The sequence below is a fragment of the Achromobacter dolens genome (assembly GCF_902859745.1).
Classification (GTDB): domain Bacteria; phylum Pseudomonadota; class Gammaproteobacteria; order Burkholderiales; family Burkholderiaceae_B; genus Achromobacter; species Achromobacter dolens.
In genome coordinates, this window is record NZ_CADIJW010000032.1 from 45159 (window position 1) to 68499 (window position 23341).

Annotated in this window: 23 protein-coding genes; 8 read left to right on the top strand and 15 right to left on the bottom strand. The window is 66.5% G+C overall.

The window, feature by feature from the left end; all coding sequences use genetic code 11:
• Nucleotides 1-50 precede the first annotated feature (50 nt).
• Together HV783_RS19945 and HV783_RS19950 are read left to right on the top strand one after the other, a co-directional pair.
• Nucleotides 51-824, top strand: coding sequence for an SDR family oxidoreductase (locus HV783_RS19945; RefSeq protein WP_054504146.1), 774 nt, complete (start codon nucleotides 51-53; stop codon nucleotides 822-824).
• A 168-nt stretch (nucleotides 825-992) separates the two neighbouring features.
• A complete protein-coding gene (locus HV783_RS19950; protein ID WP_054418566.1) occupies nucleotides 993-1901 on the top strand; it encodes a LysR family transcriptional regulator in 909 nt (302 codons plus the stop codon).
• 114 nt (nucleotides 1902-2015) lie between these two features.
• Here HV783_RS19950 and HV783_RS19955 read toward each other — a convergent pair whose 3' ends face one another.
• From HV783_RS19955 to HV783_RS20025, 15 genes are all read right to left on the bottom strand, one after another.
• A complete protein-coding gene (locus tag HV783_RS19955; protein WP_054431993.1) occupies nucleotides 2016-2210 on the bottom strand; it encodes a putative motility protein in 195 nt (64 codons plus the stop codon).
• Nucleotides 2211-2325: 115 nt separating this feature from the next.
• Nucleotides 2326-3195 (bottom strand): hypothetical protein, encoded by an 870-nt coding sequence (locus HV783_RS19960; RefSeq protein ID WP_064525507.1) that lies wholly within the window; start codon nucleotides 3193-3195, stop codon nucleotides 2326-2328.
• Between the two features lie 128 nt (nucleotides 3196-3323).
• Entirely contained in the window at nucleotides 3324-4100 is a 777-nt protein-coding gene (locus HV783_RS19965) for a TylF/MycF/NovP-related O-methyltransferase (protein WP_081273497.1), read from the bottom strand.
• Nucleotides 4097-4897 (bottom strand): phytanoyl-CoA dioxygenase family protein, encoded by an 801-nt coding sequence (locus tag HV783_RS19970; protein WP_175189744.1) that lies wholly within the window; start codon nucleotides 4895-4897, stop codon nucleotides 4097-4099. Before HV783_RS19970 ends, HV783_RS19965 begins: the two co-directional genes overlap by 4 nt.
• 61 nt (nucleotides 4898-4958) lie before the next feature.
• Nucleotides 4959-5459: an acyltransferase gene (locus HV783_RS19975; RefSeq protein WP_064525501.1), complete on the bottom strand. Its 501-nt coding sequence runs from the start codon at nucleotides 5457-5459 to the stop codon at nucleotides 4959-4961.
• A gap of 19 nt (nucleotides 5460-5478) precedes the next feature.
• Nucleotides 5479-6234 carry a cephalosporin hydroxylase family protein gene (locus HV783_RS19980; protein WP_054431990.1) on the bottom strand — a complete coding sequence of 252 codons (756 nt, stop codon included), beginning with the start codon at nucleotides 6232-6234 and terminating at the stop codon, nucleotides 5479-5481.
• Nucleotides 6235-7059: an NAD-dependent epimerase/dehydratase family protein gene (locus HV783_RS19985; RefSeq protein ID WP_064525497.1), complete on the bottom strand. Its 825-nt coding sequence runs from the start codon at nucleotides 7057-7059 to the stop codon at nucleotides 6235-6237.
• A complete protein-coding gene (locus HV783_RS19990) occupies nucleotides 7056-8300 on the bottom strand; it encodes a class I SAM-dependent methyltransferase (protein WP_175189745.1) in 1245 nt (414 codons plus the stop codon). The genes HV783_RS19985 and HV783_RS19990 overlap by 4 nt, the downstream gene beginning before the upstream one ends.
• The gene (locus tag HV783_RS19995) at nucleotides 8297-8854 is read right to left on the bottom strand and encodes a dTDP-4-dehydrorhamnose 3,5-epimerase family protein (protein ID WP_175189746.1); all 558 of its coding nucleotides are present in this window, start codon (nucleotides 8852-8854) and stop codon (nucleotides 8297-8299) included. The genes HV783_RS19990 and HV783_RS19995 overlap by 4 nt, the downstream gene beginning before the upstream one ends.
• A complete protein-coding gene (rfbG, locus tag HV783_RS20000) occupies nucleotides 8851-9921 on the bottom strand; it encodes a CDP-glucose 4,6-dehydratase (RefSeq protein WP_064525489.1) in 1071 nt (356 codons plus the stop codon). The genes HV783_RS19995 and rfbG overlap by 4 nt, the downstream gene beginning before the upstream one ends.
• Nucleotides 9906-10676 carry a glucose-1-phosphate cytidylyltransferase gene (gene rfbF, locus HV783_RS20005; protein WP_175189747.1) on the bottom strand — a complete coding sequence of 257 codons (771 nt, stop codon included), beginning with the start codon at nucleotides 10674-10676 and terminating at the stop codon, nucleotides 9906-9908. The genes rfbG and rfbF overlap by 16 nt, the downstream gene beginning before the upstream one ends.
• On the bottom strand, nucleotides 10673-14074 hold the full coding sequence (locus HV783_RS20010) for a bifunctional class I SAM-dependent methyltransferase/glycosyltransferase (protein WP_175189748.1): 3402 nt from the start codon (nucleotides 14072-14074) through the stop codon (nucleotides 10673-10675). Before HV783_RS20010 ends, rfbF begins: the two co-directional genes overlap by 4 nt.
• 250 nt (nucleotides 14075-14324) lie before the next feature.
• On the bottom strand, nucleotides 14325-16004 hold the full coding sequence (locus tag HV783_RS20015; protein ID WP_064525479.1) for a flagellin N-terminal helical domain-containing protein: 1680 nt from the start codon (nucleotides 16002-16004) through the stop codon (nucleotides 14325-14327).
• A gap of 278 nt (nucleotides 16005-16282) precedes the next feature.
• Nucleotides 16283-17878 (bottom strand): methyltransferase regulatory domain-containing protein, encoded by a 1596-nt coding sequence (locus HV783_RS20020; protein WP_175189749.1) that lies wholly within the window; start codon nucleotides 17876-17878, stop codon nucleotides 16283-16285.
• A 154-nt stretch (nucleotides 17879-18032) separates the two neighbouring features.
• Nucleotides 18033-18788 (bottom strand): RNA polymerase sigma factor FliA, encoded by a 756-nt coding sequence (locus HV783_RS20025; RefSeq protein ID WP_064525472.1) that lies wholly within the window; start codon nucleotides 18786-18788, stop codon nucleotides 18033-18035.
• Nucleotides 18789-19217: 429 nt separating this feature from the next.
• Between HV783_RS20025 and flhD the strand changes: the two genes are divergently transcribed.
• From flhD to HV783_RS20055, 6 genes are all read left to right on the top strand, one after another.
• On the top strand, nucleotides 19218-19541 hold the full coding sequence (flhD, locus tag HV783_RS20030; RefSeq protein WP_006219025.1) for a flagellar transcriptional regulator FlhD: 324 nt from the start codon (nucleotides 19218-19220) through the stop codon (nucleotides 19539-19541).
• A gap of 31 nt (nucleotides 19542-19572) precedes the next feature.
• Nucleotides 19573-20154 (top strand): flagellar transcriptional regulator FlhC, encoded by a 582-nt coding sequence (flhC, locus tag HV783_RS20035; RefSeq protein ID WP_054504151.1) that lies wholly within the window; start codon nucleotides 19573-19575, stop codon nucleotides 20152-20154.
• A 117-nt stretch (nucleotides 20155-20271) separates the two neighbouring features.
• The gene (motA, locus tag HV783_RS20040; RefSeq protein ID WP_006387509.1) at nucleotides 20272-21141 is read left to right on the top strand and encodes a flagellar motor stator protein MotA; all 870 of its coding nucleotides are present in this window, start codon (nucleotides 20272-20274) and stop codon (nucleotides 21139-21141) included.
• 11 nt (nucleotides 21142-21152) lie between these two features.
• Nucleotides 21153-22142 carry a flagellar motor protein MotB gene (gene motB / locus HV783_RS20045; protein WP_054504152.1) on the top strand — a complete coding sequence of 330 codons (990 nt, stop codon included), beginning with the start codon at nucleotides 21153-21155 and terminating at the stop codon, nucleotides 22140-22142.
• Nucleotides 22143-22144: 2 nt separating this feature from the next.
• On the top strand, nucleotides 22145-22525 hold the full coding sequence (locus tag HV783_RS20050; RefSeq protein ID WP_054504153.1) for a response regulator: 381 nt from the start codon (nucleotides 22145-22147) through the stop codon (nucleotides 22523-22525).
• Nucleotides 22526-22554: 29 nt separating this feature from the next.
• On the top strand, nucleotides 22555-23341 hold a 787-nt coding region (locus tag HV783_RS20055; RefSeq protein ID WP_175189750.1), incomplete at its 3' end, for an Hpt domain-containing protein.

Consider the following 23341-nt stretch of genomic DNA (forward strand, 5'->3'; position numbering starts at 1 on the left):
GCCGCTGCCTAGAATCGAATCTCCATCGACACACATGCGGGAGATTTTCCATGGCAGACCATTCCATCAAGGGCAAAGTCGTCCTGATCGCCGGCGGGGCCAAGAACCTGGGCGGCCTGATCGCGCGTGACCTGGCGCAACAGGGCGCCAAGGCCGTCGCCATCCACTACAACAGCGCGGCCTCCAAGGCCGACGCCGACGCCACCGTGGCCGCGATCCAGGCCGCCGGCACCAGGGGCGTCGCGTTCCAGGCCGACCTGACCACGGCCGGCGCCGTCGAGAAACTGTTCGCCGACGCGGTCGCGGCGGTGGGCCGGCCCGACATCGCCATCAACACCGTCGGCAAGGTGCTCAAGAAGCCGCTGACCGAAATCAGCGAAGCCGAATACGACGAGATGAGCGCGGTCAACGCCAAGTCGGCGTTCTTCTTCCTGAAAGAGGCCGGCCGCCACGTCAACGACAACGGCAAGGTCTGCACCCTGGTGACCTCGCTGCTGGGCGCGTTCACGCCGTTCTACGCCGCCTATGCCGGCTCCAAGGCGCCGGTCGAGCACTACACGCGCGCGGCCGCCAAGGAATTCGGCGCGCGCGGCATCTCGGTGACGGCCGTCGGCCCCGGCCCGATGGACACGCCGTTCTTCTATCCGGCCGAAGGCGCCGATGCCGTGGCGTACCACAAAACCGCCGCCGCGCTGTCGCCGTTCTCCAAGACCGGCCTGACCGACATCGAGGACGTGGTGCCGTTCATCCGCCACCTGGTCAGCGACGGCTGGTGGATCACCGGCCAGACCATTCTGATCAACGGCGGCTACACCACCAAGTAACCGGCCTGGCGCACGGGGGGCGCCTGGCGCCCGCGATTCGAGGCCCCGTGGGTCTGGCCCGGCCTGCCTGGCGGGGGCGCCATTTCCCGTGTCTGCGATGTCCCGCGAACCGGCTATGCTGTCACGGGCGGCGTCGTGCCGCCGGCGCTGGGGGACTCCCGGGGGAGCATGGACAGATTCGAACAGTACCGCGTCTTCGCGCAGGTGGCGGAGATGGGCAGCTTCATCAAGGCGGCCAACGCGCTGGAGCTGCCGCGCGCCTCGGTCTCGGCCGCCGTGCAGCAGCTCGAGGCCCAGTTGGGCGCGCGGCTGCTGCACCGGACCACACGCCAGGTGCGCCTGACCGCCGACGGCGCCCAATTGCTGGAACGGGTCCGGCCGTTGCTGGCCGAGGTCGAGGACATTGACCACCTGTTCCAGCAGAGCCAGCGCCAGGTTTCCGGGCGGCTCAACGTCGACGTGCCCAGCCGCATTGCGCGCCGCCTGGTGGCGCCTGCGTTGCCCGGCCTGTTGCGGCGTCATCCCCGGCTGCAACTGGCATTGGGGTCCAGCGACCGCGCCATCGACCTGATCCAGGAAGGCGTCGATTGCGCGGTGCGCATCGGCGCGCTGCATGACAGCAGCCTGGTGTCGCGGCCATTGGGCAACATCGCCCTGGTCAACTGCGCCAGCCCCGCCTACCTGCGTGAGCAGGGCGAGCCGCGGGCGCCGGACACGCTGCCGACGGATCACTGGATGGTGGGATACGCTTCGCCGACCACCGGCCGCGAACTGCCCTGGGAGGTGGCGGCCGGCGACGGCGACCGCCAGGCCATCACGGTGCCCAGCCGGGTGGTGGTCAACAATGCCGAAAGCTATATCGCCTGCTGCCTGGCGGGCCTGGGATTGATCCAGATTCCGCGCTTCGACGTGCAGCACCTGCTGGACGCCGGCGAACTGGTGGAAGTCATGCCAGCGCATCGCGCCGCGTCCATGCCGGTGGCGCTGCTGTATCCGCACCGGCGGCAGCGCTCGAGACGGCTGGCGGTTTTTCTGGAGTGGTTCGAGGAACTGATGCGCAGGCACCTGGAGGCCTGACGGCCGGAGCCCGGGCGGGAACAGGGACTCGCGGAGGAAGAGCGAAGAAGGGGGCCGAAGAGAGGGGCCGGGAGGACCGGGCGCGGCAATCGTTGCCGCGTGCGCCGGCGTGGCTTACGCCTGGGTATTGATGCGGGTGCCGATCTTGCCGTCGATGGCGACCACCGGCAGCGACTGCATCAGCGTGGCGACGGTGTCGGCCTGGGCGTTGATGGCCTTCTTGGTGACGCGGGCCTGGACTTCCTGCATCAGTTGCGCGTCGCGCATGGCCAGGCCGGTGTTCACGGTGTTGCTGATGGAAAGATCCATGGCGGGTGTCCTGTGGAAGGCTGTCCGGGCCGAAGCCCGGGGTTCAGCGATTATCGCAAAGTTTGCGGCATCGCGGCAGAATTTTCCGGCGTCGGCGTCGGCGTCGGCGTCGGCGTCAGGGCTGCGGCGGGCATTCCTTGACCGCACCCCAACCCTGGTTGGGGCCGCAATATTGCTTGCGCGCCGCCCAGGCGCAATCGGGGCGGTCGAAAAAGCCCAGGGTGGCGCAGCGCGCCAGCTCGGTTTTCAGGCTGTCGAGCCAGGCCAGCGGATTCTCGGCGGGAATCTCGGTGATCCGCAGCGTCGGCTTGGGCGCGTCTGGCGCGGGGTCGCGGGCGGGAGGCGGCGCGGCATTGGCGCCGGCGGCGGTGGCGGGACGCGCGGCCGGCGTGCCGGCCGGGTCCGACGGCGTGGCGGTTGCCGGGTCGTCCTCCTGGGACGTATCTTGCCGCGCCTGCTCTGGAACGGGCGGCCGTTCGGCTTCCCTGGGCGGCGTAGCGGCGGCGCCGTCGCTGCTGTTCCAGTCGGTCGGGGCCGCGGCGCCCGCCGCTTTCTGGCCCGCGCTTGGCGGGCCGTCCAGCGGCACCCGCACCGGCCCGGCGGCGTTCACGCCGGTGCGCGCGGCATTCGGCGTGCTCCACGACACCACCAGCAACACCAGCGCGCCATAGATCGCCAGCGTGTAGAGGACGGTCAGGGTGGCGTAGCCCACGCGCTTGCCGGTGATCGGGGTGGCGTCCTCGCGGCCGATCAGGCTGCGCCAGCGCACCAGGGCGGCGCCGGGCGCGCTGATCAGCGCCCAGCCCAGCCGCTTGCACAGGCTTGGCCGCGGGAGCGAGGCCTGCACCTGCGCCGCCAGCAACTCGCGCAGGGCGCGGTTCTCGTCGCGCAGGCGCTGAGTGTGCGCGTCCACCGGCGCCTGGTCGTCTGGATCCGTGGTGCCGTCATGCCGCGTAGCGAGTGGATCGGGAGGCGTGGTGGTCATGTTACGAAAAATATAGATACAAAATTGTACGAGTGCAATTATGACCGCCAGCCAGACCGTGCAAAAAAGGAATAAGCCGGCAAAAATGCCGGCTTCCGACCAATCATGTCGTGGCGCGTGTGGGCCGGCTACTCGAGGATGGCGTAGCTGATGTGCGGTTCGTAGGTGAAACGCTGGATCCGCAGCCGGTTCAGGCCCAGCTTCTCCATCACGGCCAGCGTCTCGCCGGGCCAGGTCCGATTGTTCAGCTCATCGAAGACGATGACGCCGCCCTTGGGCATGCGCGGCAGGAAATGCTCCAGGCAGATCTTGGTGGGTTCGTACAGGTCCAGGTCCAGATGCAGGAGCGACACCACGGTCTGCGGTTCGCGCGCCAGGTATTCGGGCACGCTCTGGGCGACATCCCCCTTGACCAGTTCGACCTTCTGGATGTGGCCGATGAAGCGGTTGGCGTCGAACAGCGCAATGGCGCGCTGCAAATCCGTGTAGCTGTCGGCCTGGTAGCCGTGTTCGCGGCGCTCGGTGGTCTGCACCACGGCATGGCGATCCTGGTCGGCGATGCCGGTGAAGCCGGAAAAAGTGTCAAAGCCGACGATGCGGCGTTGCAGGTTGACCGGCTCCAGCGTGGCGCTCAGTTGGGCGAAGGTCATCAGGCCGCCGCCCCAATTGACGCCGCATTCCATGATGTCGCCCTGTACGTGCAAGGCCATCTTGAACAGTTCAGTCAAGCACAGGAAGCGCGCCAGGCTCTGGCGCGGCACGAAATTGGCGAAGTTCTCGAGTTTTTCGACGGTGCTGCCGCCCGCCGCGTCGAAGAACGCGCCCAATTCCGCGCGATAGCCCACTTCGCGGGTGGTGCTGCGGCCATCCTGGCGGAAGCGGGAGGGATCGGTGGTGTCGTTCATGCTGCGGTTCTCTGGGATTCCTGCTCGCGACGACGCTGGGCGTCATGCCCCGGGTAGTCGACATAGAAGATGTTGCTGCGATCGCCGGTAGGGTAGCGCTGGCGACGGTATTCGGCGTCGGCCAGGTCCGTGATGCGCAACTGCGTGGTCCAGCGGATCTGTTGGCCCAGGTTGGGCGTGCTGCGATGGAGCAGCAATTGCTTGAAGATGACCACGTCGCCGCGCTCGGCGGTGATGGTTTCGGGCGTTTCCGTTACGTCGTAGTCCAGGCTCAGGTCGCGCTGCAGGAACGGCACGTAGGGCGCGATCACCTTGTCGCTGATGCGCTTGAAGGGATAAAGACCGCGCTTGTGGCTGCCGGGGATGACCTGGATGGTGCCGGACGCCAGGTTGACGTCCTGGAGCGGGACCCAGAGCGTCACCGCGTTTTCGGAGCCCAGCAGGTAGAGCGTGTCCTGATGCCAGGCGAACAGGTGGCGGGCGTCGGCCGGCTTGTCCAGGCGCATGTTGCAGCAGCCCATCAGGCCGGGGTGGGCCAGGCCCAGTTCGCGGCACAGCCGGTCCACGGCGGCACTTCCCGACAGGCGCGACAGCGCGGGCAGGTACTTGAGGCGGTCGTACAGCAGCGACTGCGTGGCCGGGTCCAGTTCGTAGCGGCCGAAATCGTGCATGTCGAATTGCGGGCCGACGATGCGACGGCCCAATTCGCCGAGTTGTTCTTCCAGCTCGTCGAGTTCGCCGTGCTTCCAGAAGTCCTTCAGGACCAGATAGCCGTCGGCTTCAAATCTTTCGCGCATATGCGTACGCTCGTTGTTCTGTTGCAGTCTGTACGGAGGGGTTGCTGGTCGCCGGCCTGTCTCAGTCGCCGGTTTCTTCGCGCCAGCCCAGGACTTTCATGGGGTTGCCGCCCTGGATCGAGAAGGCGGCGATTTCTCCGCGCACGATGCTGCCGGCGGCGATGACGCAGCCTTCGCGCAGGATGGCGCCGTCCAGCAGCACGCAGTTGGCGCCGATCCAGACGTCGTCCTCGATGACGATGCCGCCCTTGCTGGGGCGGAAACCCTGTTGCCGGATCGGCAGGTCGCGCCGGCGGAATTCGTGGTTGGCGGGGGCGAAGGTGCAGTTGGCCGCGACGGCCACGCGCGCGCCCATCCGTATGCCGTGGCCGGTGTAGAGCACGCAGCCGGAATTGATGACGCAGTCGGGGCCGATCAGGACGTCCCCGGCGCCGCCGGCGGGCTTGATCTTGACGAACGAATCCACCACGGCGCCGGGGCCGATCACGATCCGCGTGCCGCGGGTGGAATCCTCGATGTCGGCCAGCGGCGATACGCGGGCGCTCGGGTCGATCTCGATCATGATGCCGCCTGGGGTGCGGTCAGGCCTTGCGGCGCAGGAAGCCGTCGGGCGCGGAGGTCACCAGCAGCCGGTCTTCGACCGATCGGTCGATCTCGAATTCCGGGTGGCTCTTGATCCATTCCCAGACGGCGGTCTTGGGGTTGTTGCCCTTGCCCCAATGGCGGCCCGGCCATTCGTAGTCGGCCGGCATGTCCTCGACGAAGGTGTCGAACACCACGCAGTAGCTGCCCACGCTGACCAGGTCGGCATAGGCGTTCAGCTCGGCCAGCACGTGGTCGTGCGTGTGGTTCGAATCCAGGCACACCATGATGTTCTTCTTGCCCTCGGCATGCGCACGGACCTGGGCGATGGTGGCCGGGTCGATGCTGGAGCCTTCGATCAGGTGGATGCGGCCGGCCAGCGGGTGGGCCTCGATGGCGCGGCGGTTGTGCTCGCGGATCTCGATGTCCACGCCGACCACCTCGCCGGCGCCCAGCAACTGCAGCATCGAGGCCGACAGCATCAGCGAGCCGCCGTGGGCGATGCCGGTCTCGATGATGAGGTCCGGCTTGACCGCCCAGATCAGTTCCTGCATGGCCATGGCGTCCATGGGCAGTTGGATCAGCGGCCGGCCAGCCCACGAGAAGTTGTTCATGTACTTGCGCTCCAGCGCCATCTGGCGCCAGGCGATCGACAGTTCGCGGAATTCCTGGTCGGTCGCGAACGAGCCGATGCGGGCGGCCTTTTCCTGGCGGTATTCGGGATGCGCGTCGGGCGTGGTTTCAAGGTAGGACATTCAGATTCCTTTGCGTTGGCGGTACTGCGCCAGAAAAAGCGGGAAATAATCGGCGAACGCGCGCGGCGCGAGGCCGAAGCGGGTGCGCATGCGTTGGGTGTCGATATCGGCGAAGGCCCAGGGCTGCGCGTCGGGCGCTTCGGTGACGCGGTAGCCCAGGGCGGCTTCCAGGCAGTCGGCGATGGCGCGGTTGTCGACGCCCTGGCCGTGGGCGACGTTGAAAATGCCGGTGGCGTCCGATTGCGCCAGGGCCAGGATCTGGGCCACGGCATCGTCGATGTACAGGTAGTCCTTGCGCGAGGACAGCGTGGTGTGCAGCGTGATCCGGCCGTCGCGCGCGCCTTCCTCGAGCAGTTGGTCGATGAAACTGTCGGGCGCGTCGCGCAGGCCCACGATATTGGACAGGCGCGCCACCCGGGCCCGCGGATGGCCGCCGTGCAGGCACAGGGACTCGCCCATCAGCTTTGAGAGGTTGTAGAGATCGCTGGCGTGGTTCGGGTTGACCGTCAGCGCGGCCTGCTCGCGGGTGTCGCTGGCGCCGGCATATACGCGGGTGCTGGACAGGTAGGTCAGGCTGTCGAAGTTGTCCGCCTCGATCAGGCGACGCAGCAGGCAGACGTGGGCTTGCACCGTGTCCAGCGGCCGGCTGCGGAAATCCGAGGTCAGGCCGATGGCGTAGATCACGTGACCCAGGGGGCGGTCGAACAGGCCGGCATCATCGCGCGCCGGCGCCTCGCAGGCGATGCCGTCGGCGCGCAGGCGCGCCAGCAGGTGGCGGCCGATGAAGCCCGTTGCCCCCAGGACGGTGACCGGCGCGGTGTTCATGCGTCGTGGCCGCCGTCGATCGCCAGGCCGGGCACGGCCGTGACCAGCTTGGCGTGCCAGCCCTCGCGGGCGTAGGCCAGTTGCTGCGAGACTTCCGTCTTCAGGTTCCACGGCAGCACCACGATGTATTCGGGCTGGTCCTGGCGCAGCACGTCCTCGGCGACGATGGGAATGTGGCTGCCCGGCAGGTACTTGCCCTGCTTGGCCGGGTTCAGGTCCACCACGTAGGGCAGCAGGTCGGGCCGCACGCCGGCGAAGTTCAGCAGCGTGTTGCCCTTGGCGGCGGCGCCATAGGCGGCCACCCGCTTGCCATTGCGGCGTAGCTCCACCAGCAGCGCCAGCAGGTCGTTCTTGATGCGCTCGGCCTGCTGCTGGAAGCGCTGGTAGAAGGCCGCGCCGGTCATGCCGGCCTGTTGCTCCTCGTCCAGCGTGCGCGCCACCTCCGCCGTCACCTCGTGCTTGCCGGTGTCGAGCCGCTGGGCATACACGCGCAGGCTGCCGCCGTGGGTGGGCAGGTGCTCGACGTCGAACACCGCCAGGCCGTTGGCGCGGAAGATGCGCGCGACCGCGGTCAGCGACAGGTAGGAATAGTGTTCGTGATAGGCCGTGTCGAACTGGTTCTCGCGCACCATGCGCAGCAGGTGCGGGAATTCGAAGGTGGCCACGCCCTGGGGCTTGAGCAGCGCGGCGAAGCCCGAGACGAAATCGTTGATGTCAGGCACGTGCGCCAGCACGTTGTTGGCGGCGATCAGGTCGGCCGCGCGGCCAGTGCTGGCCAGCTCGTCGCCCAGTTCGACGCCAAAGAAGCGCTGCACGATCTCGATACCGCGTTCGCGCGCCGCCTGCGCCGTGCTGGCGGTGGGTTCGACGCCGTAGCAGGGGATGCCGGCGGCCTGGACGTACTGCAGCAGGTAGCCGTCATTGGCGGCAATCTCGCACACCATGCTCTGCGGGCCCAGGCCAAAGCGGCTGGCCATGGCGTCGACGTAGCGGCGCGAATGCGCCAGCCAGGACGACGAGAACGAGCTGAAGTAGGCGTAGTCGTCGGTGAACAGGGCCTCGCGGCCGGCGTGGTCCTCGGTCTGGACCAGCCAGCACGATTCGCACACCAGCAGGCGCAGCGGAAACCAGGTTTCCGGGCCGCGCAGCGCATCGGCGCTCAGGTAGGCATTGGACGGCGGCGCGTGACCCAGGTCGAGAAAGGGCAGGCTCAGTTCGGCCTGGCAGTGGCGGCACTTCACAGTGCGACTCCCGGGAAAGCGGCATCCAGGCGCGGATGATTCAGGTCGCGCTCGGACACCAGGGTAGGGGGCAGGGGCCAGGCAATGCCCAGGCGGGCATCCTGGAAATGCAGGCCGGCCTCGGCCTGCGGAGCATAGGCCGCGCTATGGCAATACAGCATGTCGACGTTGTCGCCGAGCGTCTGGAAGCCATGGGCGAAACCCTGCGGGATCAGCAGCCCGCAGCCGTTGTCGGCGGACAGGCGCTCGGCGTGCCATTGCAGGAAGGTGGGCGAGCCGGGGCGCAGGTCCACCGCCACGTCCCACACTTCGCCGCGGATGCAACTGACCAGCTTCATCTCGGCGTGCGGCGGCAACTGGTAATGCATGCCGCGCACCGTGCCGGCCCGGGCGGTATGGGTATGGTTGACCTGCGCGATGGCGCCGTCCCAGCCGGCGGCCCGCAGGGCCTCGGCATCGAACAGGCGCGCCAGGAAGCCGCGCGTATCGCCCCGCGGGTGGCGCCGCACGCGCTTCAGGCCGGCCAGCGGCGTGTCATGGATTTCCAGGCTCATTGCGGCCCCGTGTAGCGGTCGATGTCGGCGTGGCAAAGCGCCAGCGCGTCCTCGCCAGCGTCGAAGCGGCGATACCAGTCCATGCTGCGCGCCACCGCCGTGGCCAGCGGCCAGCGCGGCGCCACGCCAAGCACGGCGCGGGCCTTGGAGGTATCCAGCGTCAGCAGGCCGGCTTCGTGCGGTCCTTGCGGATGCTCGGCATAGACCGTGCGGCCGCGGCCATAGGCGGCCTGCGCCAGGTCGATGACCGTGCGCACCGGCGCGGCTTCGGCGGCATCCGGTCCGAAGTTGTAGGCGTCGGCCAGCGCCGGATCCCGCCATAGCGTCTCCGCCAGGGTCAGGTAGCCGGCCAAGGGTTCCAGCACGTGTTGCCACGGCCGCACCGATTGGGGCCGGCGCACGTGCAGCTCGCCGCCATCGCGCCAGGCGCGCACGGCGTCGGGCAGCAGGCGGTCGACCGACCAGTCGCCGCCGCCGATCACGTTGCCGGCGCGCGCGCTGGCGACCGCCAGGCCCTGTTGTTTCAGGAAGGCGTCGCGGTACGAGGCGATGACCAGTTCGCTGGCCGCCTTGCTGGCGCTATAGGGATCGTGGCCGCCCAGCGTGTCGTGCTCGCGGTACGGGTAGGGCCATTCGTTGTTGCGGTAGACCTTGTCGGTGGTGACCATGACGGCCACCCTGGCGTCCGGCGCCGAGCGCAGCGCGTCCAGCAGGTGCGCGGTGCCCATCACATTGGTGGCGAACGTGTCCACCGGTTCGGCGTAGCTGGGCCGCACCAGTGCCTGGGCGGCCAGGTGCAGCACGATCTGGGGCCGCGCGTCGCGCACCCGCGCCCGCAACGCGGCGGCGTCGCGGATATCGGCTTCATGATGGTCGACGGCCTGCCTGACGCGAGCGGCCTCGAACAGGCTGGGCGTGGTGGCCGGCGGCAACGACACGCCAGTGACCTGGGCGCCCAGTCGGTGCAGCCACAGCGCCAGCCAGCCACCCTTGAAGCCGGTGTGGCCGCTCAGCAGCACACGCTTGCCGCGCCAGAACGCGGCGGTCGGGCTTACCAGACTTTCCATGGCGCCTTGCCCGTGCTCCACAACGATTCCAGCAGGTTCTTCTCGCGCAGCGTGTCCATCGGTTGCCAGAAGCCCAGGTGTTCGTATGCGTGCAACTGGCCGTCGCGGCTCAGGGCCTCGAGCGGCGCCGCTTCCCAACTGGTGTCGTCGCCTTCGATCAGCGACAGCACGCTGGGCGACAGCACGAAGAAGCCGCCATTGATCAGGCCGCCGTCGCCGCGCGGCTTCTCGGTGAAACCGGTCACCCGGTCGCCTTCGCGCCGCAGCGCGCCGTATCGGCCGGGCGGTTGCACCGCGGTGACGGTGGCCTGGCCGCCATGGCGGCGGTGGAACGCGATGAGGGCGCTGATGTCGACATCCGCCACGCCGTCGCCGTAGGTGAAGCAGAACGCCTCTTCTTCCTTGACGTAGTCGGCCACGCGCTTGAGGCGGCCGCCGGTCATGGTGTTCTCGCCGGTGTCGACCAGCGTCACGCGCCAGGGTTCGGCCTTGCGCTGATGCACTTCCATGCGGTTGTCGGCCATGTCGAAGGTGACGTCGGACATGTGCAGGAAGTAGTTGGCAAAATACTCCTTGATCATGTAGCCCTTGTAGCCGCAGCAGATCACGAACTCGTTCACGCCGTGGGCGGAGTAGGTTTTCATGATGTGCCACAGGATCGGGCGGCCGCCGATCTCGATCATCGGCTTGGGACGCGTATGCGTTTCCTCGGAAATACGGGTGCCCAGGCCGCCGGCCAGAATGATTGCTTTCATGCTTGGTTCTCGCACCAATTCGTGAACATGCCGCGCAGGGCGGCTTCGAACTTGCGGGCGAAGGCCGGCTCGTCCATGAGGGGGCTGGCGTGCATCTGCTCGCGCAGCGTGCCGCGCAGGGTTTGCAACGCCGGGATGTCGCCGGCCAGCGCCACGACTTTGTCGATGTAGGCGGCCTCGTTGTCGGCGATCCATTCGGGGTGGCCGACACTCTGGAGCACCGAGGCGCCGATGCGGCCGACGCTGGGACGGTCGGCCAGCGTCACGTAGGGCACGCCCATGTAGAGGGTCTCGACCAGCGTGACGCCGGAATTGTGGGGGAAGCAGTCCAGCCCGATGTCCATGCCGCGCAGCACGTCCCAGGCCGGGCTGGTGCAGCCGATCTCCAGGCGCTGGCGCTCGATGCCGTGGGCCTCGAAGCGGCGGATCAACTGCTCGCACATCGGGCCGTCGCGGTAGCTGGTGCTGTTGACCACCAGGTGCGCCTGCGGCAGGCGGCGCAGGATCTCGGACCAGACCTTGACCGTGCGGTCGTTCATGCGGATCGCGCGGGTCAGCGTGCCCAGGGTCACGTAACCATTCTTCAGGGCCGGCAACGGGCCGGGATCGCCCATGCCGCCGCCAGGGCGGTAGATGAAATTGCCTTGCGGCAGCCGCCAGGGCTTTTCCGAGAACAGGTGCTCGTAGCCCTCGGGCAGCATGACGCCGTCCGTCATGATGTAGTCGATCGCCGACAGCCCGGTGGTGTAGCCGAAGCCCAGCCAGGTCAGCGATACCGGCGCCGGCTTGCGCGCGAACGCGCCCAGGCGGTTGCCGGCGGTGTGGCCGGCGACGTCGATCAGGATGTCGATGCCGTCGGCGCGGATGCGTTCGGCCAGCTGCGCGTCAGTCAGCGCCGCGGTGGGCACCCAGTGGTCGAAATAGGCCTTCAGGCGCGGCGTGGTCGCGTCTTCGGTCGCCAGTTCCGCGTAGGCGGTCAGCTCGAAGCGCTCGCGGTCATGGTGCGCGAACACCGGCTCGATGAAGTAGTTGCCGGAGTGCTGGCGGAAGTCGGGCGAGACATACCCGACCTTGAGCTTGCGCGCCGGGTCCCGCGTGTTGGCGTGCGGCTTCCAGCTCGAACGCAGCGGCATGCACAGGTCGGTGTCATAGTCGCGGTAGGCCTGGAACACCTCTTCGGCCGTGCGATCGTCCGAATAGTTCATGGCGAACAACAGGTTGTTGCGCGCCACCGGGGCGGTCGGGTAGTGCGTCAGGGTCCTGCGGGTCATCAGCTCGGCCTTGGTCACCTCGCCCGAGTCGATGTAGATCTTGCTCAGGTTGATGAGCGCCTTGCGATGGGTCGGATCGAGGTCCAGGGCCGTCTGGTTGCAGGCCTCGGCCTCCTTGTAGCGGCGTTCGGCGGCCAGCGCGTCGGCCAGGGCGGAGTGGGTTTCGGCGCTGCGCGGTTCCAGTTCGATCGCGCGGCGGGCCACGCCGATGGCCTCGGAGGTGCGTCCCAGCTGGGTCAGGACGGCGGCGAGCACGATGTGGCTCTGCGGGTCGGCTGGCGCCAGGTTCAGCATGGTCAGCGCCGGCAGCAGGGCCTGGGGACTGCGGAAGGTGCTGAACAAGGCGACGGTCAGCGCTTCCCAGGCATCCCAGAACCGCGGCGACAGTTTGGTCAGCTGGCGCGCCACCGGTTCCGCCTCGAGGTAGGCCTTCTGCACCATCAGTTCGTGCATGCGCTTGACCGGTGCCGCGATGCCGGCCGGCGGGTTCGGCTGGTGTCCGCTGGCGTGCAGCACCCGGGAGTTCAGGCTCATGCAGGCCCGCGCGCTGGCGTACATGCCCGCCAGCGGCATGTACGCTTCCCCGGCCGCCTCGAGCGTGCGGCGCAGCAGGTCGGCCCAGGCCTTGGGGCCGCCTTGGGTCAAGGCATAGCGCTTGAGCAGTGCCAGGGTCTCCGCCACGTCCGCGGGTTGGGGGGCAGGGGTGAGGTCGGCTGCCGCGCTGGGCAGGCGGCCCGCCGCCAGGTTGGCCACGACCGCGGCCTGCTCGGGGGGCGGCAGGTAGTTGACGGCCTCGTGCCAGAGATTGAAGCGGGGCAGCGCGGGTTCGCCGTCCGCTACCGTTTCGGTCATGAACGGCAGCAGGTGGAAGGTGTCGCCGCCCTCGGTGTCATAGGGGCCGCGGTCGAGGCAGTAGTGCACCAGGTCGTGCTCGAGCAACGTCTGCAGGACGCGCTGTAGGATCTTGGTCCCCGCATCGTTGTCGATCTGATTGCGGTACAGCAGAACCGCCTGCAGGGTGCTGTACGGCAGCGAGCCGGGCCAGGCATGCGCCAGTGTGTCCACCACCGTCACCACGTCGGCGTCGTGCGTGACCAGGGCGCGGCCCAGGTGGTTCACATAGGTGGCGCCTTGTTCCTGGCCGTTGGCGGCCAGCCGGATCGGGCCGGACGCGAAACGCAAGTCGCGCAGCCGCGCCAGGTCCGGACGCTGGACCTCGGCGGACCGTTCGTTGCGCAGCCAGAGGCATTGGCGGAACGCGCGCCCGGTGGCGAAGTCGAGGTATTGCTGGCGCACCGTAACCGGCTGCCCCATGGCGAGCAGGCTGTGGTTGAGCGACACCCCCTGGCCGAACGACAGCGGCAATTCGCTCAACGGCTGCGCATCGCCCAGGTAGGCAAGCCCGGCCTGGGCGGCCACGCCAGCCAGTTCGACGAAATAGCTGGGGTTGCAGGACAGCGGATTGGCGCCGGCCGTCGTGTCGCCGAGGGCGCGGGCGAATTGCTCCGCCGCGGCCGCCAGGGTCGAGGCGTGCGGGTTGGACGCCGCCAGGCCGTCCTTGAACAGGGACAGCGCCGCCGTGGCGCTCTGGCGCAGTTCGGCGTCGTTCTGCGCGGCGTGGCCGTGCAGCAGGATGGCGTCGCGCACCACTTCCAGCGACTTGGCGCCCGGATAGACGTGGCTGTCCAGGTAGAGAATGCCGCGCGGCGACAGCAGTTGCCCGCAGGCCTGCAGCAACGCCTGTTGCGCCGGCGCGGGCAGGTAACTATAGAGGCCCGTGACGATGACGTAATCGAACAGGCCCAATTGGGTGCCGATGTCGGCCGCCTCGCCCACGTAGAGTGTCAGGTTGGCCGCGCCCAGTTGCCGGGCGGCTGCCGTGCCTTGCGCCACCAGTGTCTCGGATCCGTCGATGCCGACTGCCTGCGCCTGCGGGTGGGCCAGCGCGAAGGGCAGCAGGCCGGCACCGTCGCCGCAGCCGATGGCCAGCACGCGGGCATTGTCCAGGGGGACGGTGTCGACCCCGTACAGATGGGCGGTGGCACGCAGCCGGACAGGGGAATGGCTCGGGGCCAGGCGTCCGGGGTCGGCGGCGGCTTGTCGTTGGGTATGGGCCGGATAAGACATGTGACTCGCGAAGAGGGGACGAACCCCGGGAGACTATTGCGGTAATTCTATGAATGCCGAGGTTCGCTCATTCGGCGAATCAGCGTGCCAATTCCCCGCCAGTTTCGGTGAAACCACGCGTAGTCGGCGCCAATGAAAAAACCCGCCGTGAGGCGGGTTCGGGGTGGCCGGCCAGGACGCGAAGGGCCTTGGCCGGCTGGCCGGGAGGGCAAGCCGGAGCTTGCCCGCCGTCCGTTCTGCTTGCCGTGAATTAACGCAGCAGCGACAGCACGGTTTGCGGCACTTGGTTGGCTTGCGCCAGAACCGAGGTGCCAGCCTGTTGCAGGATCTGGGCCTTCGACATGTTCGACACTTCCGTGGCGTAGTCGGCGTCCTGGATACGCGAACGGGCGTTGGACAGGTTGTTGACCACGTTGTTCAGGTTGGCGATGGTCGATTCCAGGCGGTTCTGCACGGCACCCAGTTCACCGGTCAGCTTGTCCAGCTTGGTGAAGGCGGCATCCAGCGTCTTCAGCGGATCGGTGGTCAGCGTGCCCTTGCTGGTCGTGTCCGTGGTCAGCTTGCCCGAGGCGCTGACGTAGGCGGTGGAACCAACCTTGGGAGCGTAGTCGCCCGTGCCCGTGCCGCTCTTGACCGTGGCCTTGCCCGTGTTGGGATCGACGGTGTAGACGGTATCGAACGTCTTGGTGGTCGTGAACGCGCCCTTGTCGTCGACGTACGTGTCGGTCGAGGTGCCGTTGGCCAGGGTGACCGTGGCGCTGGTGATGCCTTGACCCAGTTGGATCGACGAGTTGGCGGCGGCCTTGACGTTGGCCAGCAGCGCATCGGAGGCGATAGTGTTGGTGAACGACAGTTGGTTGGCGGTGCCCGTGTTGGAGTACGTCTTGCCGCCGATGGCGACCGACGACGAACCGGCGGCGCCGGTGTTGTTCGACGCGGCGGTCATGACGGAGTCGAGCGTGGCAGCGGTGGCGCTGGCGCTGTTGGTCGTCAGGTTGCCGGCGGCGTCCAGGTAGGCAGCTTGGCCGCCGATGGTGACCTTGCCCGTGGCGTCGACTTCGAACGAGGTCGAAGCGGAACCGTTGCTGTGGGTGTAGGTGGCGGTCGTGGTGCCGGTGGCCGGGCGCAGCGAGTTGGCCAGGGCGGTCACGGAAGCAGCGTCCGAAGCCGACTTGTCGGTGAACGTGAAGTTCTTGTTGGCGGCGTCGTAGGTGTAGACGGTGGCGCCGGTGCCCGTGCCGACGGTAACCTTGTTGCCGCCTTCCAGCTTGGCGAACACCTGGTCAGCGGTGGCGCTGGCGTGGTTGGTGGTCACGGTCCAGTCGTTGCCGGCGGCGACGCCACCAGCGGCTTGCAGGTCGGACACGGTGGCCGTACGGTTCTGGGTCACGCCCGAGCCGTTGACGTTGAAGCCGTCCAGACCCAGCGTCTTGACGCTGATTTCCGACAGGTTCAGGGTGATGGTTTCGCCGTCGTTGGCGCCGACTTGCAGCGTCAGGGGCTTGGCGTTGCCCGACAGGACCTTCACGCCGTTGAAGTCGGTTTGTTGCGAGATGCGGTCGATGTCGTCAAGGCGTTGCTTGATTTCATCTTGCATCGAGTTCAGCTGCTCTTGCGAGTAGCTGCCGTTGCCGGCCTGCACCGTCAGTTCGCGAACGCGCTGCAGGTGGGTGTTGATTTCGGAGGCGGCGCCTTCCGTCGTCTGGGCCAGCGAGATACCGTCGTTGGCGTTACGAGCGGCTTGGGTCAGACCCTTCACGTTGGCGGTGAAGCGGTTGGCAATGGCCATACCGGCGGCGTCGTCCTTGGCGCTGTTGATGCGCAGGCCCGACGACAGGCGTTCGATGGCGGTACCCAGGGAAGATTGCGACTTGTTCAGGTTGTTCTGAGCAACCAGCGACAAGTAGTTGGTGTTAATGACTGCAGCCATGTTTAGGCTCCCAAGAGAGAAAGGCTTCTTCAAACCGGGCAGCGGGGCCGCCCATCGTTGTAACGGGAAGAATTCGATTTCTTGCGTCTTCGAATTTCTCCGTTGCAAGGATTACGGCAGTCGCAAATCAATCTTTAGGGCTTTTTTTTGGTATTCGCAAAATGTTGTTGGATACCACTTACAGACTAGTCTTGGGGGTTTCCCGGGCGGGGAGCCAAGCGCGTCACCGCTTGAGGCGGACGGGTCCGACGGCCGATCCAGGCCGCCGGACGCGCTCCTCAATGCAGCAGCAGGCCGACCCGGCGCAGGGCGGTCAACAGGCTGTTGACGATTTCCTGGGCGACGGGGTCCAGGTTGCGGGCGCCCTTGTAGGATTTGCCATCCGGATGCGGGTGGCGGCCTGCCGTCAGCGCATCGCGCGCCAGGGTGCGCAGCTCGGCGGCGCTGTGGTCGCCGTCGATGTGGCGCGTGAGATAGAGGTGCAGGGCGTCAGTGGGGGCGTTGACCGGGTGGTGCCAGAGGTTATGCATCCCGACCTGGCATCCCGGTCTTGTTACTTCTTGTAGTAGTTGCAAGGCGCCAGGGATCAGGCGCGGCCTGGCCTGCGTCGGCTGATAGGGGGCCGGCTCCAGGCGGTAGTGCAGGGCGCCGGCCTGCACCAGCGTCACCAGGTGGCCGATCATCGCGTTGCTCAGGGCGTCCGCCGACGCGTCGGCCGCGTGCCCGCGCTGGGTCTCGAGCAGCGCGGCGAACGGCAGCGATTGCGGCCAGGCCTGCGCCAGCGCTTCCATCAGCGCGATCATCGCCGGATCCTGGGTGGTGATGGCGGTGCCGGCCGCGGTGCGGTATTGGCGTTGTCCGGCCGGCGCGCCCGTCAACGGCGTCAGGTCGGCGGCGAAATGCATGGCGGTGAAGGCGCCGCCCTCTGGCTGGTCCAGGATCTCGCTGGCGCGCTCGGCGTGCACCAGCAGGCTCTTGCGGAACGAGCGGCCGACGGCGAAGTCCAGGTACTGTTCGCGCATTTCCCGGCCGGCGTTGACCGACAGCCCGTTCAGGCCGAGCGCCACCATGCTGCCGAAGGTGGAGGGGAACGTCAGTTGCGGTTCGGCGTCCGTCACGTATGCCAATCCGGCCTGCTGCGCCGCGGCGGCGAATTCCAGGAAATAGCAGGGCGTGTTGATCGCCTCCAGGTATTCGTGCAGCAGGTAGTGGTCGGTCTGGCCGCGCAGCTTGCGGGCGGCTTCCTGCAGCGCCGAGCGCAGCGGATTGTTCTGCCACAGGCCTGCCTCGATCAGCTCCAGCATGGCCTTGGCGCGGACCAGCTTGTCCTGCGGCGTTTCCGCGCCGAAGCTGTTCAGGATCATGGCGTCGCGGATCACGTCGGACGCCTTCCAGCCCGGGTAGGTGTTGTAGCTGACGTAGGCGATGCCTTGCGGCGCCAGGTTTTCGCGGCAGATGCGCAGGATCGCGTCACGCACCTCCGGCGGCACCCAACTGAACACGCCATGGCAGATGATGTAGTCGAAGGTGCCGAAGTCGGCCGTGATCTCGGTCAGGCTCATCGCCCGCAGGTCGAGGTTGCGGACGCCGAGCGCCTCGGCGGTCCGCTGGCCCGCCTCGATCTGTTGCGGCGAGAGGTCGATGCCCACGACCCGGGCTTCGGGATGGGCCAGCGCGAATGGCAGCAGATTGCCCCCGGCGGCACAACCCAGCTCCAGCACCCGCGCCCGTTCCAGCGCCGGCGCCTCGAGTTGGTAGAGGCTGGCGACCGCGCGCAGGTTGCCCGGCGACGTATAGCAGAACGGCAGCGAGATATATGGGGTTTCGTCGTAGGCGTCGGAAATGGCCTGCGTCAGGACGTCGGGTGCGCTCATGGCGAAATTCCAGGGATCGCGGTGCGCGGCTGGCTGCGTGATCGCCGTGCGCACCTATTGGTGTCAGCCTGCAAGGCTAACAAGGGCGGGCGCGGCGTAATGGGATGAATAACGTCCGATTTACCTGGAATTCCGGCCGCAGTGCGCCATCGGTCTAGATAATCTGCGCGATCTGCCCTTCCTGGGGCAGGTGTTGCCAGGCCTGTTCGCGCAGCTTGGCGCGGATGCGCGCCGTGGCCTGCGACCGGAGCTGGCAGACGCGGGCCTCGGTCACGTTCATGATCGCGCCGATTTCCTTCAGGTTCAGGCCCTGCTCGTAGCACAGCGACAACAGCAGTTTCTCGCGGTCGGGCAGGGTGTCGATCGCCAGGATCAGCGCCTGGCGGAAATCGCCGGCCAGCAGCGAGTCCAGCGGGTTGCCGCCGGCGGTGCCGTGATTCAGCGTGGCGGTCCAGTCGGTCTGGCCCGACGCGGTGTCGGGCTCGGTGGCGAAGTCTTCGTAGTGGACGATCTGCACGCCCTGGGCGTCGTGTAACAGCGTCTGATATTCAGCCAGCGGCATCTCCATCTGCTGCGCGATCTCGGCTTCGGAGGGTGCGCGCATCAGGCGTTGTTCGAGTTGCTGGATGGCCTGTTCGATCTTGCGTGCCTTGGCGCGCACGCTGCGCGGCAGCCAGTCCTGGCCACGCAGTTCGTCGAGCATGGCGCCGCGGATGCGGGTGGTGGCGTAGGTCTCGAACTGGGCGTCGGCGGTCTCCTGGTAGCGGCGCACCGCATCCAAGAGGCCGATCATGCCGGCCTGGATCAGGTCGTCGAGTTCGACGCTGGCCGGCAGCCGGGCGAGCAATTGCAGGGCCAGCTTCCGCACTAGCGGGGCATATTCGACCAAGCTGTCATCTGCGTGGGGCATTGCGGGAGTGTCAGGCGGTGTCCATCGTGACGCATTGTCGGTTGTTGTCAATTTGCGACATTGTCGACAAACGCGCGGCTACGCTAAAGCTAGCAATATTTTGTGATCGAAAGGTGTCATTGTCGGCAAAAGCCGGTATTTCATTCCTTAAAGCACGCAACGTTTTGAATGCTTATTTGCCAAATTGACGTACATTTGTCAGGACTTTCTATGTCAAGGTGTATCTAAAGTCTCAAGTTGCGCGATATCAACAAAGATTTGTCATATAAGTCATAGAAAATGACATGACCTGTGGTAAATTTTACTTAAATTGCGAACAAATGATACATTTCGCATTAAAACAGGATGCAGCGGACACTGTGCAACAAACGTTGCCATTGTCCTTGGTTATCAAGCCCCTTCGGTGGGATAGGGAATAGGGAGTCGGGCGTGCAACAAGTCGAAAATTCTTTGCTGGCAGATATCCGTGAGGTGAATCTGTCCTACCTGCTTCTCGCGCAGCGCATGCTGCGCGATGACTATGCTGCATCGATGTTCCGTCTGGGTTTCAGCAACGAGGTTGCCGATATCCTGATGCGTCTTTCTCCGGCTCAGCTGGTGAAGCTGGCCAGCTCCAGTTCGCTCCTGTGCCGTTTCCGTTTCGACGACTACAGCCTGCTGTCGGCCCTGACCCACGACGTGCTGGGCGGCGCGCTGCAGCAAGCGCACGCGACGATCCTGCTGGCCAAGCAACCTGTTGAAGAACTGGCCTGACGGCCTGTCGATTCCCACTCGGACACGTGTAATGGCCACCAAGAGCGTTTCGCAGGAAGCGGATGACATCCTGCTAGCCAGCTCCATGATCACTCTGGGCGCGCGGCTGCAGGTGTTGGAGGCTGAAACCAGCCTCAGCCACGACCGCCTGGCACGTCTGTACCGCGAAATCCGCGGTTGCTCGCCACCGAAGGGCATGCTGCCTTTTTCGGTCGACTGGTTCATGACCTGGTTGCCGAACATCCATTCCTCGCTGTTCTACAACGTGTATTCGTTCCTGAACACGCGCACCAGCAGCAAGGGCATCCGCGCCATCATCGACGCGTACCGCCTCTATCTCGAGAACGCCGGCGTGGACAACGCCGAATCCGCCGAGCCCGTGCTGAGCTTCACCCGGGCCTGGATGCTGGTGCGGTTCTTCGATAGCGGCATGCTGCAGCTTTCCGCCTGCCGCCAGTGTGGCGGGCATTTCATTGCGCACGCGCATGATCCGCAGTCGGATTTCGTGTGCGCAATCTGCCGTCCGCCACCCCGGGCCGGCAAGACCCGTGCCGCCGCCAAGGCGCGCGCGGGCAGCCGATCCGTGCCAGCCGTAGACGCCGCCCGTTCCTGAGCGGCGCGTCCAAATACATCAAAAGCCCTGGAAAACTCCCCGTAACCCGCCTTTTTGGGACGGGGGGAACAGGGGATCATTGACGCCGGTTTTAGACTTCGTTGGCAGGGGCCTGATGTGTTGATTGTTATCGGTTTTCTAGTGGTGATCGTGTCGGTCATCGGCAGCTTCGTAGCGCTGGGCGGCCACATGGGCGCGCTTTACCAGCCGTTCGAGTTGACGCTGATCTTCGGCGCGGCCTTCGGCGCCTTCCTGGCCGGCAACAGCAAGAAATCGCTGATGCTCGTGAAGAAGGCGCTGCCCGACACGCTGAAAAGCTCGCGCTACGGCAAGGACGTCTACATGGAGCTCATGGCGCTCCTGTACGTGCTGCTGAACAAGGCGCGCCGCGAAGGCCTGATGGCGATCGAATCGCACATCGAGGATCCTGCCTCCAGTCCGATCTTCAGCGAGTATCCGCGCATCGCAAAGGACGAGAAGCTCATGGAGTTCATCACGGACTACCTGCGCATCATGATCAGCGGCAACATGAGCTCGTTCGAGATCGAAACGCTCATGGACGAGGAAATCGAAACCTACCGCCACGAGCGCGAAGTGCCTGCCAGCATGATCCGGCAGATGGCCGACGGCCTGCCCGCGTTCGGTATCGTGGCCGCGGTGCTGGGCGTGATCAAGGCACTGGCCGCCGTGGATCAGCCGCCCGCCATTCTCGGCGACCTGATTTCCAAGGCCATGGTGGGCACCTTCCTGGGCATCCTGCTGGCCTACGGCTTCGTCGGTCCGCTGGCCTCGCGCATCGAGCGCCGCACGGACGAGGCCATGAAGGTGCTGGAATGTATCAAGACCACGCTGCTGGCCAGCATGAACGGCTACCCGCCGCAGCTCGCGGTCGAATTCGGCCGCAAGGTGCTGTATTCGTCGGTGCGGCCGACTTTCGGTGAGCTGGAAGAGCACGTCCGGCAGACCAAGTCCACCGCCAAGGCCTGACGGAGCGGGCCATGAGCACGGTAAACAACCACCGTGTGGTGATCCGCCGCAAGAAAGTCCACGGCGGCGGACACCACGGCGGAAGCTGGAAGATCGCCTACGCCGACTTCATCACGGCGATGATGGCGTTCTTTCTGGTGATGTGGCTGATCAGCATCGTGCCGCGCGAGGAACTCAAGGGCATCGCCGAATACTTCCGCATGCCCCTGCGCGTGGCGCTGACCGGCGGTCCCAGCAGCTCGGCCGAGACCAGCGCGGTCCCCGGGGGCGGCCGCGACCCGCTGCGCAGCGACGGCGACGAGCGCCGCGCCCAGGGCAACCGGGTCGAGGCCCAGCCGATGGGTGATGCCGAACGGCGCGACCAGCACCGCCTGGAAAACCTCAAGAGGCGGCTGGAAAACGTCATCGAGAACAGTCCGGTGCTCAAGAGCTTCCGGCCCCAATTGCTGATCGACCTGACCACCGAAGGTCTGCGGATCCAGATCATCGACAACCAGAACCGCCCCATGTTCGCCACCGGTCGCGCCGAGGTGCAGCCCTACATGCGCGACATCCTGCGGGAATTGGGGCCGGTTCTGAACGAGCTGCCCAACAAGGTCAGCATCTCGGGCCACACCGACGCGTCGCAGTACGCCCGCGGCGAGCGCGCCTATAGCAACTGGGAACTTTCGGCCGATCGTGCGAACGCCTCGCGCCAGGAACTGGTGGCTGGCGGCATGAATGAAAGCAAGGTCATGCGCATCCAGGGTCTGTCCTCGAGCATGAGTCTCGTTAAAGATGATCCATATGCGGCCGTTAATAGACGTATCAGCCTAGTGGTGCTCAACCAGAGCACCCAGCGGCGCATCGAAAGCGAGAACGCCGCGGCCGCGGACGTCAGCGCCAAGGATGCCCGCGAGGTTGGAACGGCCGTGGAGGCGGTGAACGCCGCCGCCCAGGCCACGACGGCAACCAAGCAGGGCGACGCGGCGGCAACGCCGCCCGCCGAAGGGGCTCGATAGCAATGGCGGCAACGATTCTGGTGGCGGACGATTCGGCGACGATGAGAATGATCGTCCAGGCGACGCTGACGGGCGCGGGATGGAAGGTATTGACGGCCGGCAACGGCCAGGAAGCGCTGGAGGTGGCCAAAAACCATCCGGTGGACCTGGTGGTGAGCGACTGGAACATGCCCGTGATGGGCGGCCTGCAACTGATCCAGGGCCTGCGCGAACAGGAACAGTACCTGGACGTGCCGGTGCTGGTGCTGACCACCGAAGACGACGTGGACAGCAAGATGGCGGCGCGGGATCTGGGCGTATGCGGCTGGCTGTCCAAGCCGGTCGATCCCGATGTGCTGGTGGAATTGGCGTCCGAATTGCTCGATGAGCAATCCGGCGCGTAGGCAAGTTCATTTATGAAGGCGTACGGGTCATGAGTTCTGGTTTGGACCTCAGTCAGTTTTACGAGACCTTTTTCGACGAGGCGGACGAACTGCTCGCGCAAATGGAGCAGTTGCTGCTCGAGCTCGACGTCGGCGCGCCCGACATCGAGCAGCTCAATGCCATTTTCCGCGCGGCCCACTCGATCAAGGGCGGCGCGGCGACGTTCGGCTGCTTCAACCAGCTGGCGGGCACCACCCATCTGCTTGAAAACCTTCTGGACGCGATCCGTCGCGGCGAAATGGCGCTGCGTACGGACATGATTGATATTTTCTTGGAAACGAAAGACGTGCTCAAAAGCCAACTGGATGCCTACCGGGCCTCCGAAGAGCCCGATGAAGCCGTGTTTGAGCGCATCTGCGCGGTGTTGAGGCAGCTCGCCCTCGAGCACAAGGATCCCGCGGCTGCCGCAGCCCCGGCCGCCGCGCCTGCGCCGGTCGCCCCGCCGCCGGTGCAGGCCCCGCCCGTGGTCGAGCCCGCGCCCGTGGTCGAGGCGGCTCCTGCCGCCGATGCCGCCGGCCTGCCGCTGCGCGTGCGCATCACCAAGGTGTCGGACAAGGACGCCGAGTCGCTGCTCGAAGAGATGGGCAACCTCGGCCAGGTCAAGGCCAGCCAGCGTGCCAACGGCGTCCTGACCGTCTGGGTCGACAGCACCTGCACCCCGGACGACATCGAGGCCGTCTGCTGCTTCATCGTCGACGCCGACCAGCTCAACATCGCCCGTGAAGCGCCGCCGGCCAGCGCGGCAGAGGCGGCGCCCGCGCCCGTCGCGGCCGCGG

What these genes read in the sequence shown, in the direction of transcription:
- HV783_RS19945 (WP_054504146.1), top strand. Translation starts at nt 51, where the DNA reads ATGGCAGACCATTCCATCAAGGGCAAAGTCGTCCTGATCGCCGGCGGG.
- HV783_RS19950 (WP_054418566.1), top strand. Translation starts at nt 993, where the DNA reads ATGGACAGATTCGAACAGTACCGCGTCTTCGCGCAGGTGGCGGAGATG.
- HV783_RS19955 (WP_054431993.1), bottom strand. Translation starts at nt 2,210, where the DNA reads ATGGATCTTTCCATCAGCAACACCGTGAACACCGGCCTGGCCATGCGC.
- HV783_RS19960 (WP_064525507.1), bottom strand. Translation starts at nt 3,195, where the DNA reads ATGACCACCACGCCTCCCGATCCACTCGCTACGCGGCATGACGGCACC.
- HV783_RS19965 (WP_081273497.1), bottom strand. Translation starts at nt 4,100, where the DNA reads ATGAACGACACCACCGATCCCTCCCGCTTCCGCCAGGATGGCCGCAGC.
- HV783_RS19970 (WP_175189744.1), bottom strand. Translation starts at nt 4,897, where the DNA reads ATGCGCGAAAGATTTGAAGCCGACGGCTATCTGGTCCTGAAGGACTTC.
- HV783_RS19975 (WP_064525501.1), bottom strand. Translation starts at nt 5,459, where the DNA reads ATGATCGAGATCGACCCGAGCGCCCGCGTATCGCCGCTGGCCGACATC.
- HV783_RS19980 (WP_054431990.1), bottom strand. Translation starts at nt 6,234, where the DNA reads ATGTCCTACCTTGAAACCACGCCCGACGCGCATCCCGAATACCGCCAG.
- HV783_RS19985 (WP_064525497.1), bottom strand. Translation starts at nt 7,059, where the DNA reads ATGAACACCGCGCCGGTCACCGTCCTGGGGGCAACGGGCTTCATCGGC.
- HV783_RS19995 (WP_175189746.1), bottom strand. Translation starts at nt 8,854, where the DNA reads ATGAGCCTGGAAATCCATGACACGCCGCTGGCCGGCCTGAAGCGCGTG.
- rfbG (WP_064525489.1), bottom strand. Translation starts at nt 9,921, where the DNA reads ATGGAAAGTCTGGTAAGCCCGACCGCCGCGTTCTGGCGCGGCAAGCGT.
- rfbF (WP_175189747.1), bottom strand. Translation starts at nt 10,676, where the DNA reads ATGAAAGCAATCATTCTGGCCGGCGGCCTGGGCACCCGTATTTCCGAG.
- HV783_RS20010 (WP_175189748.1), bottom strand. Translation starts at nt 14,074, where the DNA reads ATGTCTTATCCGGCCCATACCCAACGACAAGCCGCCGCCGACCCCGGA.
- HV783_RS20015 (WP_064525479.1), bottom strand. Translation starts at nt 16,004, where the DNA reads ATGGCTGCAGTCATTAACACCAACTACTTGTCGCTGGTTGCTCAGAAC.
- HV783_RS20020 (WP_175189749.1), bottom strand. Translation starts at nt 17,878, where the DNA reads ATGAGCGCACCCGACGTCCTGACGCAGGCCATTTCCGACGCCTACGAC.
- HV783_RS20025 (WP_064525472.1), bottom strand. Translation starts at nt 18,788, where the DNA reads ATGCCCCACGCAGATGACAGCTTGGTCGAATATGCCCCGCTAGTGCGG.
- flhC (WP_054504151.1), top strand. Translation starts at nt 19,573, where the DNA reads ATGGCCACCAAGAGCGTTTCGCAGGAAGCGGATGACATCCTGCTAGCC.
- motB (WP_054504152.1), top strand. Translation starts at nt 21,153, where the DNA reads ATGAGCACGGTAAACAACCACCGTGTGGTGATCCGCCGCAAGAAAGTC.
- HV783_RS20050 (WP_054504153.1), top strand. Translation starts at nt 22,145, where the DNA reads ATGGCGGCAACGATTCTGGTGGCGGACGATTCGGCGACGATGAGAATG.